At 38.9% G+C, this 13,920-nt stretch carries 14 protein-coding genes; 1 reads left to right on the top strand and 13 read right to left on the bottom strand.

The window, feature by feature from the left end; genetic code table 11:
• Positions 1 to 107 precede the first annotated feature (107 nt).
• Complete coding sequence (locus tag MN869_RS09680; RefSeq protein WP_171553576.1) at positions 108 to 332, top strand: hypothetical protein; 225 nt, start codon at positions 108 to 110, stop codon at positions 330 to 332.
• A 123-nt stretch (positions 333 to 455) separates the two neighbouring features.
• On the opposite strand, the gene MN869_RS09675 is transcribed toward MN869_RS09680, so the two are convergent.
• From MN869_RS09675 to MN869_RS09620, 13 genes are all read right to left on the bottom strand, one after another.
• Positions 456 to 983, bottom strand: coding sequence for a glycosyl hydrolase 108 family protein (locus MN869_RS09675; RefSeq protein WP_243307369.1), 528 nt, complete (start codon positions 981 to 983; stop codon positions 456 to 458).
• A complete protein-coding gene (locus MN869_RS09670) occupies positions 980 to 1,375 on the bottom strand; it encodes a hypothetical protein (RefSeq protein ID WP_005145920.1) in 396 nt (131 codons plus the stop codon). The genes MN869_RS09675 and MN869_RS09670 overlap by 4 nt, the downstream gene beginning before the upstream one ends.
• Positions 1,376 to 1,414: 39 nt before the next feature.
• Complete coding sequence (locus MN869_RS09665) at positions 1,415 to 2,230, bottom strand: LamG domain-containing protein (protein ID WP_243307366.1); 816 nt, start codon at positions 2,228 to 2,230, stop codon at positions 1,415 to 1,417.
• Positions 2,231 to 2,232: 2 nt separating this feature from the next.
• Complete coding sequence (locus MN869_RS09660; RefSeq protein WP_243307357.1) at positions 2,233 to 4,908, bottom strand: phage tail protein; 2,676 nt, start codon at positions 4,906 to 4,908, stop codon at positions 2,233 to 2,235.
• Positions 4,892 to 5,017 carry a hypothetical protein gene (locus tag MN869_RS20405; protein WP_279324139.1) on the bottom strand — a complete coding sequence of 42 codons (126 nt, stop codon included), beginning with the start codon at positions 5,015 to 5,017 and terminating at the stop codon, positions 4,892 to 4,894. Before MN869_RS20405 ends, MN869_RS09660 begins: the two co-directional genes overlap by 17 nt.
• 62 nt (positions 5,018 to 5,079) lie before the next feature.
• Positions 5,080 to 5,328, bottom strand: a complete 249-nt coding sequence (locus MN869_RS09655) for a hypothetical protein (protein WP_243307355.1) — start codon at positions 5,326 to 5,328, stop codon at positions 5,080 to 5,082.
• A gap of 8 nt (positions 5,329 to 5,336) precedes the next feature.
• Positions 5,337 to 6,143 carry a phage BR0599 family protein gene (locus MN869_RS09650; RefSeq protein ID WP_243307354.1) on the bottom strand — a complete coding sequence of 269 codons (807 nt, stop codon included), beginning with the start codon at positions 6,141 to 6,143 and terminating at the stop codon, positions 5,337 to 5,339.
• Positions 6,140 to 7,294, bottom strand: a complete 1,155-nt coding sequence (locus tag MN869_RS09645; RefSeq protein WP_243307352.1) for a hypothetical protein — start codon at positions 7,292 to 7,294, stop codon at positions 6,140 to 6,142. The genes MN869_RS09650 and MN869_RS09645 overlap by 4 nt, the downstream gene beginning before the upstream one ends.
• A gap of 514 nt (positions 7,295 to 7,808) precedes the next feature.
• The gene (locus MN869_RS09640; RefSeq protein WP_243307350.1) at positions 7,809 to 8,201 is read right to left on the bottom strand and encodes a hypothetical protein; all 393 of its coding nucleotides are present in this window, start codon (positions 8,199 to 8,201) and stop codon (positions 7,809 to 7,811) included.
• 32 nt (positions 8,202 to 8,233) lie between these two features.
• Positions 8,234 to 11,695, bottom strand: a complete 3,462-nt coding sequence (locus tag MN869_RS09635) for a hypothetical protein (RefSeq protein ID WP_243307348.1) — start codon at positions 11,693 to 11,695, stop codon at positions 8,234 to 8,236.
• A gap of 57 nt (positions 11,696 to 11,752) precedes the next feature.
• Positions 11,753 to 12,271, bottom strand: a complete 519-nt coding sequence (locus tag MN869_RS09630) for a hypothetical protein (protein ID WP_241332996.1) — start codon at positions 12,269 to 12,271, stop codon at positions 11,753 to 11,755.
• A gap of 24 nt (positions 12,272 to 12,295) precedes the next feature.
• Positions 12,296 to 12,892 carry a hypothetical protein gene (locus tag MN869_RS09625; protein WP_243307346.1) on the bottom strand — a complete coding sequence of 199 codons (597 nt, stop codon included), beginning with the start codon at positions 12,890 to 12,892 and terminating at the stop codon, positions 12,296 to 12,298.
• 52 nt (positions 12,893 to 12,944) lie between these two features.
• On the bottom strand, positions 12,945 to 13,898 hold the full coding sequence (locus tag MN869_RS09620; protein ID WP_243307336.1) for a KilA-N domain-containing protein: 954 nt from the start codon (positions 13,896 to 13,898) through the stop codon (positions 12,945 to 12,947).
• Between the last annotated feature and the right edge of the window lie 22 nt (positions 13,899 to 13,920).

Here is a 13,920-nt window from a genome sequence, read left to right as displayed (position 1 = left end):
TCAATGCTTTAATAAAAATAAAAGCATTCTGAAATCCAAATATGTACACACATATGTACACAGTAGATAAAAGCCCTTATGGGCTTCTACTTTTTGGAGAATCTAAAATGCGCTACTTCTACATAAAGAAAGGCAGGCAATATTTGCATATACAGCACTCACTTTTTGAAGATTATCAAGACTATTCAGATATCAATGCAATGGTCACCCAGCAGTATGTATTTTTAGATACCAAAGATGATGCAAAAAAGTTTTTAGAAAAACGAGAGGCAGATAGATTCATGGTGACCAGAGGAAGAAAGCTGAAAGGTGTAGAGGTTGTGAGGGAGTAAGCTTGCTAATGCTGAACACACTGCAAGCAAACCGAAATACTGACATTTGTTTTAATGCTATGAGCTGTGCATCCAGAAAATAAGAGACACAGCACTGTGATAATGGTTGCAAATTTAGAGCGTTTACATTGCTTCTGAATTATCTTCTGCTGCATAGATTAGATTCTCCGCAACACGATTAGTCCAACCTTTGCCGTATGTAGGCCATGTGCTCAACGATGTATAGAACTTCAAACGCTCTGCATTGAGCTTTAGAAGTACATCATTTACATCCATAGCCTTTACTGCAGTAATCGTTTTAGGGCCAATGATTCCATCATCTGGTACGCCAGCCACTTGTTGAAGCTCTTTGATTGCTCGCGACTTCCCTGCATTAATAGCAAAATCCCAAAGCTGAAAGACGATAGATGAATGCAAACTATCTGCACCCAATTTATCCCACCAATCCTTTTTATAGATCTGCTTTGCCTGATCAATGGTTAGATTCTTGATATCAAGATTTGGGTAGGTGTTGGCAGCTATGCCAAACTTGGTACCTTTTAAAGCACCTACACCAACTTTCCCGCCAGTCCAATTACCAGGATCACGCTTATCGATTGAATAGCCTGCTTCATGCCCAATTAGTCGTTCAAATGCTTTATCAAAATTCATGTCTCACCGCCTGAAATATCGTTCTTTGCTTTCTTGATTTCTTTGATCACTTCTACAATCGTTTTACCTTCTTGCTTGTCAATAAAGTTGAATATCCAACGGACCAATGCCCAGCCGGGTAAACCACACATAAAGAACAAACCGCCGATTGCAAACCATCCCCATGTATCTGTAGCCCATGCATGGAGTGTGAATTTCATGATGATGAAAGACCCACCTGCAAGGCTCGATACCACTGTGCAAATCAGCCCTACTGCCCACTCCTGTGGAGACCTTGGCATTCGAGTCATCATCACAACTGCTGCAACCAAAGCGACTGCTAAAGTCACCATGATTGCTACCCCGTAAAACTTTAAAATTGCTGCAAAACCGCCAGTTGAAACTGGTTCCATTCACTTTCTCCAGATAATAAAAAAGCCCCGATTGGGGCACTAAATTTGATAAGTTATAGTGAATTTTGCTTTATATACAGCTACACCTTTGGTTATCCTGACTTTTCTAATTGAACCGTCAAAATATCCAGTGCCATTATGTGCTCTTCCTATATTGACCTGTCTTGACGTTCCGTAGTTTTGAGATGATGTTTTAGAAAATCTAGATACGCCATCAATATAAACTCTCAGCATGCTTCCCCATCTGACAACAGCTATGTGATGAACATTTCCGTCATTAAGAGTTACCAAAGAAGTCTTTTCAAATGTTAACTGGTCAAGCCAATAAACACCGTCCTTGTCGTACCAGAGCGATACGTTGCCGTTTGTTCCATCCCTGAAATCAATCAGGCATCTAGAAACTGTTGATGTGCTTTTTATTGCGCATTCAACAGTCATATCTCCTGTGCCAAAACCAAAGTCCGCATGAGCTGGAGTTGATATATATGAGCTTGTTCCATTAAAGACAGCAAAATTTGCGGAATAAGTTATTGATGTTGCTGTAAAGGTCTTTGGCTTTAATCCCCTATCAATCACATCCGCAAACAAGTTCAAGTAAGTATCAGCGTATTCAACGATACCTCTTGTTGATACAGATATCTGACTACTTAGCTTCTCTATTCCTGCTTTTACACTACCAAATCTCACATAGTAATCAGCATCAGAGGCAGCGGTAGAATCGGTATATGTTAGACCTGTTATTCCTGTTGCTATTGGCGGGGGCATAGCCCCCACGTTAAGAGGAGTTGTTGATCTATAGTAATTGACGGTATTGAAGAACCCATCAATTTTGTATGTGTAATCTATGATAGCCATTTTTATCTCACAGTATAATGAATGTCATATGGCGCACTAAAGAACGTTGAAAGCTCAACGGTATGCTTGAAATACTGATAAGACTCATAGCCATCTCTAGTGGTTTTTGCAGATACTTCAAGCTTTACAGTGTCAGCTTGCATAGATGCAATCGGTAGTGTGTAAGAGCTGGTTCCTGTTGCATTTACATTGTGAGTTGCTATCACAACATTAGCTCCATTTAGCTCTTTAATGACTAGCATCGTTGCTGCTCCACCTTCTAGTGCAACACCGCCATCAGTCCAACCGAGTATTGAGCCACCAGTTTGCTGCAATCTATTACGATCAACCCACGTCACAACAAGATCAGTTTCAATCTCTTCTGGGTAGTATTCAGAATTGATTTTGACGTTTGCAGGCGGATAAGGCCGATTAGGGCGTGCATTCATTTCTAATGACATTACAGAAGCTTCATTAATATCTAAGATGCCGCTTGGTGTAGTTGTCAGCACTTTCGCATGAATCACTTCGTTTAAAACATATTGTTCAGAATCGAATGCATTAAAAGCATCATAGAAGTAAAAAACCGCATCTTGTGAATGCGGTTTTGGTACTGTGTCTAGTGCTGCCCGTTTGACAGTTAGTATCTTTGTCGATGCGTCATAACTTTGGTAAACCATCAACTCTTCATCACAAAGAATCAATGTACCAACTTCAGCCTGACTAATTGATGCAACATTCTTAACAGCGAATGATGAATTCAAATATCCAATGTTCTGATCTAAAGTTGCAACAGGACAATAATCAACTATTGAAGCTTGTTGATATCCACTTTCATCATCTGTATATAGCAAAGCATTGATAGAATTGTTTTGAGGCTTTTTAGTCGCAACAACTAAATATCCAAGATCAGGGTTGTTAGCCAACTCGGCATCAACTTGTGTTTGTCCAAATCGTTGTACAGCTTCAAAATACGGCATTTCGAAAACTACACTTTGGTTCGGCTGAGGCGGTAATACCACAGAAGTTGGTGGATCTACATTGATTGTAGGGAATATGGTTGATGAATAAGGAATAACTTCAACCCAATCCAATGAAACAGTATTGTCTCGACCATCTCCAAGACCAATCTTCATAATACGAACTGGCACTTCATTCATATTTTGATTGGCCCAAGTCAGCTTCACAACATCATATTTATTGATCTTGCGAGCTTCATATTTTCCTGTTGTGAATGTGCCTTTGCGCGTTGGAGTTGAAAGCTGTTTTAGCTTCCAATTACCCACCAATTCTGCATTTCTTCTATTCATGAAATATGGAAAATCAAGAGTTTGAGCATTTACCTCGGATGACAACACAGAACCAATTTCATCAAGAGAAAATGAAGAGCTTTTAATGTTTTGACGATCATAGTAATTCACATTAACCGAGTTAATTACATCATCAACATTCGCAATTTCAATATTGAAAGACTTAATGTTGCTTTTATTAAATACAGGAGCAATGCTTAAATTAAGCAAATCATCACGAAACAAAACTATTTCGTATTGCCCTGTTTGTCGATTTAAACGTATTCCAGCTTCGATATGAAATAGAAGTTCATCAATTGCCTCTTTGCAGGATTTCTCAGTAAATGCACCAGAAACACCTAACGACTCATCAAATATACGATCAGCAGCTGCCATAAAGTTCACATCATTGATCATCGACTCTGGCTTATTCATCGCAGTGTCATCCGTAATGATTTCCCTAATTTTATGTATAACGTTTAAATCCAAACCAACTCTATCATCATCAGCGGGCTGTATTTCAAGAAAGAAGATGTCTAGAGATGCGCCCATAACGTGCTGATTTGTACTTGGATTATATTTTGAGTTGCTGCACCAAGCGATTTCTGAAAAAGACTCCAATGGGGCCACTATTTTTATATAGTTCTTGTCTCCACTTGTTGACGCGCCAACGGTTGTTGATTCAACTCTGATTTTTATCTTATATGGAGACGTGTTTGTGAAAGACTGTGTTTCTTCATGATAACCAGTGAATGGATTTTGAGAACTGCCACCCTCACCACCGCCAGACTTGTTTGGGCTAAATGTCTTCAAGTTTGCATTGTAACTTATTGTTTGGGTTGTTATAACTCCGTTATTTCCTCTTGAAGCCAAGAAAGTGAAATCATGTGGCTCTACAATAATAAATTCACCGTCAAGAATTTCAGCCTTTTCATCGTACCATTGCAGTGCCCCATTATCTTTTATGTGAATTCGCTTTGGCCAGTACAATACCTCTTTTAGCATTCCTGACATAGCACATAAAAAGAAGCCCTGATCTGTGGCAGGTTCAGTTGTATTTGCCTTAAATCCTCGAAAAACTAGATAAGATAAATTAGGAAAGGATGAAACCAGCTCGCTATCTTGAGCTGCCAGGTAGTCATTCTGACGTAGATACTCTTCGCGCCCTGTGTGAATGTCAATAATTCCTGACCAGCCACCCTCCCCTTTTTCTCCACCAAAAATATCCCCTTTTAATACAGTCATGGAGGTGTCACCAATTTTAAGCTGGTTAAGTTCTTCAGGTTTGGTGAATATCCACCCACGATTATCAGGATTGATATTTATAATTTGCTCAATACAGTTGCCGATAACAACCTGCAACCCTGCAAAATAGTTGTATCCGATTACTTGTTTACTGCTTCCGCCCATTTCTAGCTACCTCTACAACTTGCAGTGCCATTGCATCGCCAGTATTAATAAAGTTTTCTTCATCTAAACCATTCAGTAAGAAGTCCTGAAAATCCCAACCTCTCGCCAAAAAAAATGCCCGAGTTCCCCGCGAGCACATGTTTGCCTTTCGTATGTCGGACATATAAATTTTCATTTCTTACCCCCTTTGGTTGTAATGGCTTCCGTACTCTCGTTGCCTTTCCATACAATATTTCCATGAATGTGTGGAGAGCCAAAAATAGAAGAAAAAGAGACACCTTCGTCAGCAAGCGAACCGTCCATTTGAGATGGTTCTGCACTATTCTTTCTCTGCATTTTTCGCATGTTGTAATACGAATAAACAGCTGTAGCCACCGTAATTGCTAAGATGGCGTAGATAATCCATGGTGCAATAACCATTACTCACCTCACTTAATTATCTGATCATTAACAGGATTGGATGCTGGAATATTAGGGAAACCCATGAAGCGGAGATGGTTATCAAAGATGGTGTGACATGGACCTGCTCTTGTCTGGTCACAACCAGGTGCGATCATCACAACATCCCCTACTTCCATTCCAAAATGCTGACGACCCAAAACTAAACTCCCGCCCACGCTAGACATGATGCTTGTAAAGATTCCATTCTTATAAAGCACACCACGGCTGAAATAGTTTTCTGGATACATGGAACTGTTATTTATCGTGAAACTAACAGTCAGTCCACTGATTGCAGTCACAGTGACTTCAACCGACCAATCTTCAATCTTAAGCCCACAAATACGATCATAGATTTTGTTTGAACAAGTCTTTTGAAACTTGCGTGTCAGAATGCTTTTGTTCTGTTGAGTCTCTGCTGTAGAGCTCACAAGTGTCATAGTTTTTGCATCATCATCAAACTTGGGTTGTGTAATACGGCCAATGTGGATGACCAATGTCACACCTTTATAGAGTTCCAGAATCGTTACCGTGACACTCTTGTAGTAGATCTTGTTGATGAATAAAGCTTGTAGATCATCACCTTCAGCATTCAAAATTTGCATCGGGTATGGGAAAGTTATCTCTGTATCGCATTTATCAATGTCTTCATCTGTAATGTCACTACGCCCCACAACCAATGGCAGATAAGTGCGCCCATTATGCTCAACAGCCTTTGCTGCGCTTGTGAAGTACCATGTTTTGTCGCCATGCTTGAACTCAAATAAGTCCTTTTTAGATTTGAATAGGTTCATCATGGTGATAACTCAACTATTGGAACAGTTGCCTCTACAATTTCAGCGCCATTGAAATAGAACTCAACTGCGTCACTGTTTAACCGGTACAAGCCAAGGTACGAAACACGATCAATATTTAGAGGAGGCTGAGGAGTCAGGTTCATCACGATATTTGCACCACTAACACTTGAAGATGTGACTGAATGAGCCGTCCAAATACCATTTGCTTTGATAGCAATGTTCTTTCGGTCACTCAGAAAGTTGTCATTCTTAACTGTTATACTTGAAGCAGAACGAGATACTAAGTTGAAGTTGTTCTGATAACTCGGCATCCAAAACTGATTTAAACGTCCACGTCTGCGGTAGAACCACTTCTTGTAATCAATGTATTCTTGGCGACTCTTCATGATCACGCGAAAGTTCTTGTTGATCAGAGGATTGATCCAATGCGTAAATTGCCAGAACTGCCCTACCTCACCATCTACAATCGTTTGATGCTGTTCAAAGTTGATATCGAGAAAGTCTCCATCAAGCAATAAAGGTGTGAAATAAATGTCATCGCCTTTGTATTGTTGCGGATCTGCTGCCACTAGATATTCAACACTGTCAGTCACTCTTAAAGCGATTGTTGGCTTGAACATTAGGCCATTGGCTTGTGATGTTGGATTGCCTGCAATGATTACCTTTCGCAATGGGATTATCTTCGCATCAGATGCCATTACAGCCCCATTTAATCGATATCCATCAATGTATACTGGCTCATCTTCAATCACCTCATATCTACCAATTTCGGTGACTTCTGCAACCTTTAAAACTCCCACAGCATGCACAAGGATCAAGGTGCCAACATTGATACCCAAGTTACTTGTATCGGTCTCAACAAAGTCATCTGATAGATTGCCTACCAGTTGTGATTCTAAAGGCTGCGGCACCAAATACTCTTTGCGCATCCAAGAGTACAAATCATTGAACATTTCAGGCACTTCATTTCTAAATGCCATCATTGACCAGTTGAAAGATTGACGCGCTACATCAAGCAAAGGAATCCTTTCCTCATTCGAAGCATCAAAGCTTTGGTGCACATCAGTCTTAAACTCATATCGTTCAGTTGTTTCAAGTAATGGACATTTGGTGAGCAAGATATATTCATGCCCGTTTACTGTGACTTTCATATATTTCACCCATAAAAAAACCGACCATTTTCAGGTCGGTTCTAAGTTCTCTCAATAGCTGGCTCAGTCATTAAGATGCATCCAAATAATTGAAGTTATAGTTGCCATTAAGCTGATATAACTCAGTTGATTATTCATTCACTTAAGCCCTAGTCGATTTTCTGCAAACTTAATTAATAGATGCACAATCTTTATAACGATATAACATGCAACTACGAAAGCTATTAATTTAATAAAACTATCTGGTTCAAGATTAATTACGTTCATATTAACCCCTAGTAAGTTGAGTGAAAAACTGGTATCTTTATTGAACATATAGTTATGTCTCCTTGATCTCGCTGGTTAAGTTGATTTAAAGAACCCTCGATTGCCGTCGAGGGTTTTGCTTTTTGTAGAAATGAAAAAAGCCGCTCGAAAGCGACTCAGTTCTGGTTATCTCTTATACGTGTGTATCTAAAGTGTAGGCGTTAAAAAACCGACCACAGTAGGTCGGTTCAATAGAATTTTGGTTTTATCAAGCCAACGTTAGTTTTCCAAAATGATATGCATCAATAGAGTCAATATTAACAACTACAAATGTACCATCCTGTGAAGGTATGACCTTGTCACCGATATAATACTGAGCATCAATCAAAAATAATTTATGAATGTTCTCTATTAAGTCCCCTTTCTCCTCATCTTCCTTAATTTCTTCTGGTGTAGATGCTTCTAATGCTAAATCTTCAAAAGCTTTGAGGGTTGCATTTTGTCTGGCTTCCAGAAAAACACTTCTTGGGACAGGTCTACCAGAAATAATAACTCCATTACATGCAAGAGTAATTGGATCACCACCATTACGGAAACGCTCAGGATCAGCTTTTACAACAAGTGCTAGAAGTCTTATTTCTGTATTTCTTAAATCACTCATATTTTACCTTTATTATCAATTAGAAGTGCCTATTAACTAGGCACACCTAACATACCACGAATTGTAGATTTGTGGAGTTTGATAAAGTTCATAAACACCTTCGCTCCATAAGGGGTTGCCATTGCTTGTGGAATCTCCTTAGGGTCAATGAAGTTGTTAATAGTGAATTGATTTATAGCTTCTGAAGCATTAGCCGCCTGCTCATTCGCTGCCTGACGGTCTGAGAGGTAGCCACTTATTGCTTGGTTATTTGCCATATCCAAAACTTTAGTATCTACAACACCACCATCCGCAAAGCCTTTGCCAGTACGCATTGCTTCCACATTACCAACACCACCCCAGCGAGCTACATCATCTTGCGAGAAAACAACCTCGCCTTTATGGACTATGCCTGCTGGATCGTATTTACCACCAGCACCCGTGTAACCACCGTTTGCGAAGCCTTGAGGTGTGAATGCTTGTAATGTCGCTTGTAATGCCCCCGTTTCAAGAGTTGCCATTGCTACTGCTGGCATGTTGTAAGGGAAAGGTGCTGATGCCCAAGCAGCACTAATAGCTGTCACACTGTTCATTAATACACTGGCAAGGTTAGCCCCTTTTTGGATGGCGACTAAAGCTCGATATGAACTTGAACTTTCGTCAACAAAGTTAAGCATCACCCCAGATAAGCCGCCAAATACATCTGCCGCCATGCCAAGTTGATAAGACTTTGTTCTGTTCCAATAGTCCTCATCAATTAACCGCATACGGTCATTATGAGCTTTCCAGATCGCCTCACGTTCGGCTGCGGTTTCAGCTAATGCCATTTGTGAATCAAATAAATCCTGTGATTCATCGTACCGATCAAAACGGTCACGCTCCAATTGAAAGCGCGCACCTGAACCAGTCATATCTGCATAACTTTGCCCCCATGCCATTGAAGCATCTTTGAGATTCTTGCGCTTCTCAAATTCTTCTTCAGCATATTTAATGGCTAATAGTGTATTACGCTCATTTAGATCATTAATTTTTTCAAGTTCTAACCTCTCTAAGCGATACCGTTCTTGCATGTATTCAGCATCAGACATATAGAATTGGCGTGAATCTAAAAGTCGCTGCTGTTGCTCCAACCGTATCCATGCTAGTTCTTGATTTGATCTTCCAATCAATGACTGAATTGCTAGCTTCTTTTGCTCCTCATTCATATCGGAATCAAGCTGAATCATTAGCTCATTGATATAAACTTTATGATTAAGCTTTTCCTGTTCTGAGTTTTTCCATTCTTTTAATTCGGCATCTAGTTGTGCTTTGTATAAAAGTATCTCTAGGGCACTTCTAGATTCAGCATTGTCGATATAACCAGCTTGCATTTTTTGATTAGGAAACTCAGCTTCTCGAATTTTTTTAAGCTCAATCTGAAGATCTTTTTCAATCTTCATTTCACGTGTAGCATATTTATAATAAATATCTTCACGGTCCTGATATTGTTTCTCTCTTAATTTTTCAGCCTCATTTAGTGCCTTACTTCGATCAGATTCGCGTTTTTTGGCAACTTCATCAGCCTTTTTTTCAGCCTCCTCGCGTATTTTGCTAGCCCTCTCGATTGCCCAAGCTTGCTTTTCAGCTTCAACAACCAAATTTGGAATTTGATTTGGTTTTGAAAGATCTACTTTTGCACTTGCATATGCATTTGCTTGAAACTCAGCTCTATCTCTAGCAATACCATTTCTAACTTGGTCTTGAATAAACTTTTCACGTAAAGTATCTGCCTGCACTTGATTAACATAAGAGCGTTGCTCACTAGTTAACTTATACATTTCAATAGCTTGCTTGCTAATTTTTTCCGCAACCTTTCCGTGTGAATCTGCTAATTTTAGATTCTCTTGGATCATGGCTTGTGTGATGCTTTTTTGCTGACTCATTTCTTCATTAGCCAGCTTCACCGCACCAGTCTGAGCATCAATTTTAGCTTTACCTTCCGCACTAACACCATTTAGTTTGTTGATTTTTGCTGCTAGTGTTTCTGCGCTAATTTGTCCGTTCTTGTACTCCAAACCAAGCTGACTAATTTGTTTGGCAATATCAGAAGATGCCTCGCCAGATCGGTAAAGATTCAAAGTTAATGCAACCAACTCATCTTTTGCATCTTTATATTTACTTGTTAACTCAATTAAAGAATCTGTTTCAGCTCTTAATTGATTTCGTTGTTGCGCCTCCGTTAATTGCTGATATTGGCTAACAACATCATCAACTGCTGCACCATTCTCATTCAATGATTTAGTTGCTTTATCTGTATTATCTCTAAGTAATAGATAACTCGCTGCTGCCCCTGCAACCAAAATTCCCAATCCAACAGGTCCGCCCAATACTCCAAGCAGCCCTCTACCAACAGTAATAGCCATTGATTTGCTAGCATTGTTTGCATTCTGGGCTGCGGTATTAGCCGCAAGAGCTGCTGTGTGCTGCTGCTCTAATGGGATAAGTGTTTTTTCAATAAAAGCCAACCTTGCCATACCAGCCATACGTGCAGCTTGGGCACGCGCATTATTAAGCTCAATTTCTGTTAGATGCAAAATCCTTGCAGCTCTATGAGCTGTTATCTCATTTGATAATTGAGTTGCTCGCATATCAGCTAATTGAACATTAGTTTTTTCAATTATTGCTGTAGTTGCAGCATAGATAGTTGGAATGTATGCCCCCACTAGGAAAGCCCCACCAACTGTAAGCACGCTTGTTAATACATCTATGTTTTTAATTACACCCGTTATTGCTGGCAACGCTTCATTAATGAGTGTGGTTTTTAAGCCTTGCCATTGTAAATCGTATGTTTGAAGATTATCTTTTGCTTCTGACATTTGCTGGATCATACTGTCAGACATGATTGCGCCTGCTTCTTTTGCGCGGTCTCCCCACTCTTTAAAACCCTTTCCTCCATCTCTCAATAAAGGAATTAGCTTTGAAGAATCTGAGATAATTGCTTCCATGTAAAACTTAATATCGTTTTCAGTAGCAAAGACTTTTTGTAAAGAGCTGTAAAACAATTGAATTGCATCTGGTCCAGACAACTTCTGGAATTGATCAATTGTCACCCCAACCAAAGGTGCAATATTGGTAAAGAAATCAGCTAACGGACCACCGCCAGTTTGCTGAAAATCACCAATACGATCCTGCATATCTTTCATTTGATCTGCAAACTGCTCCAACTCAATTCCTGCGGTTTTTGCACCAACTGCATAGTATTGAAATTGTTGTGTGGAAGCGTTTGAAAGGTCAGCTAATTTTTTAATTTCATTCCCTGTATTAATTGCTTCAACAGCTAATGCGGTAATACTTGCAACAGAGATTCCAGCTATCAAACCAGATAAAGCAGCAACTGAGCTCCCAACGATGTCAAAGCTTTCTGACATATTTTCTGTGCTTTGCACTGTCTGGCGTTCTGCTCTTTGTAAACCCTGATTATAGCTGCCTGTTTGCGCAACAAGATTTAGTGTCAAAGTGCCTAGGTTCGTTGCCATAACTTTTCTCCGATGAATAAAAAACCGCCTTTCGGCGGTCATTTGACATTGATTCAATTACGATATTTGTTTTAATACATTTAATATACTTTTGTATGCCATTGATTTATCACCATTCAAAACAACAGCACCATCTGTATATTCACCTGATAGTGTTGTAATTCTAAACTTAGAATTCTTTGAATTCACTATCTTTTTAGCTTGATCAATTGTGATTACATAGGGTGCTTTGCTTGCCTTATAATATTGATTACGCTCTATATCTGTAACTACATTCATACGCTTAGCTTCAAATATTTCACCATCAACATTAAAACTCAATGAATTCAAGTTTTGAAAGTCATGCATATATTTAACCTCCAAAATTATTAAATCTGGTGCTCTATCTGACCACCTTGCGCCAAAAAATACATTGCTAGGATGCCACTTGTCTTTTGCAAAGGCTGGCATTTCTCTTGTGCTAATATTTTTAGAATTATCAAACATAGCAGTGGTTGTTGTTGCCTTGGACATTTGATCAGCAGTACAACCGAATAAATTTAAAGTAATAATAAAAATTAAAATTTTATTTTTCATAAAAACCCCATTTCATACAATTATTTAGTTTACACAGTTTTTAAATTTAGTGGCAACTTGGTCAATTGCACTAATTGCAGCTGGTGCTCTAGCACCTGACCATGTTCCAATGTTTCTAAAACCTACATTGCTAGTTCCGCCAGTATTTTCTTGCGCAGCTTTTAAGTTCTTAAATTTCAAACCGACATTGTTTTTACTCAATGAAATCTTCGCATCATATTGAATAATATCTACTATTAACCCACCTTGTTGTGGTTTAGTTTTAATTCGACCACTTGCAACCAAGGTCTGTCCACTATCATCAACATATTTAAATAATCCACCTCCTTGCACTACAGCTGAGTTTTTATTTTGATAATAGTTACCAGTATAAATCCCAACAAAACTTCCAGCGCTATCACGCAAAACCACACTGTCATTAGTGAAAATATCAGCTGAGCAAGCTTTAATTTTTTCAAATGGAACTTCAGTGCTAAGCTGGAATGATTTATCTACCTCATCAATATATGTTGAGTTCCCCATACCAGTAGGAATAGTTTTAATATTTGATGGAAGATCAATCGGATTTGAAGAACAACCAACCAACCCAATAATTAAACTTAGCAAAATAATCTTTTTCATAAAAAATACCCTCTTATTTGAGGGTATTTATAACATAAATTGAAATGAAGGTTTACATTGGTACAGTTTTAAGAGGCAGCTTGCGCAAGTTACTTGCTCTCTGTCTTACTTCATATCCAGTAATGAACTCCAATAATGGCTCAACTGCTTCTGCAAGTTTCACGACATTTAAAGAACAATGATGAACAGATTGCGGCATTACAATAACTTTACCCTTATTAATTACCACATAATAAACTAGACGCTCATCATTGGTATTCTGGTACTGCATTTTCTCACTAATCTGCTCCGCAATCTCATGTGCAATTGGGTTCTGCAAAGCAGGATAACGTGACGCCAAGTTCTTAACAAACTCATCCAATTGTGTGAGTGCATCAGAAGTTTCATGTTTTTCAGGCTTGCTAGTTAAATCCATCACTTCAAGATAATGCTTTGCATCATCAAAATGAATTGCACGTAATTCACGATAACTGGCGGAGTATTTAAAATGATTCTTCAAACGGCTCCACATCTGAACAATTAGGTTTTTATTGCCGTTTGCTCGTGTGTGAACAATGTTATAAAGAATTCCTGCCTGTTCAGGTGAAATTGTCTGCTTACCATTTAATAACCATTCCATCACAAGTGAGTCATAAGCACGAATAACCATTAAATGGAACTTAGGACTAATCCACATTGCATAGGCATATACTAGCTCCTTTACTACGTACGCACCTTGTTTTTCTCCGCCCTTAATAACATTGATTGCTTTTTGACCGATGCTCAAATTTGAGCATCGGTCATCTTCTGAGCTTCTCATATTTGAGAAGCTTTCTACTTCTACGATCAAATCTTGTGTTTGTTGATTACGTAAAAAGTTTGAAGGCTTGTGTTTTGCTAAATCTCCACTCGCCTTATGTAGATCATTCAAACAATAACGCCCGTCTTCATCTTGGCGTATTGTGAAATCACCAATAACAAAAGGCTTATTGTTTGGGTTTAAAAAGTTTTGTGTTAAACTTGTCATAGTTAATATTCCTTACTGTTTG

Source organism: Acinetobacter sp. NIPH1876, from assembly GCF_022808535.1.
Taxonomy (GTDB): Bacteria; Pseudomonadota; Gammaproteobacteria; order Pseudomonadales; family Moraxellaceae; genus Acinetobacter; species Acinetobacter higginsii.
Note: the sequence above shows the minus strand (reverse complement) of the source record. Positions and strands in the feature narration are given on the sequence as shown.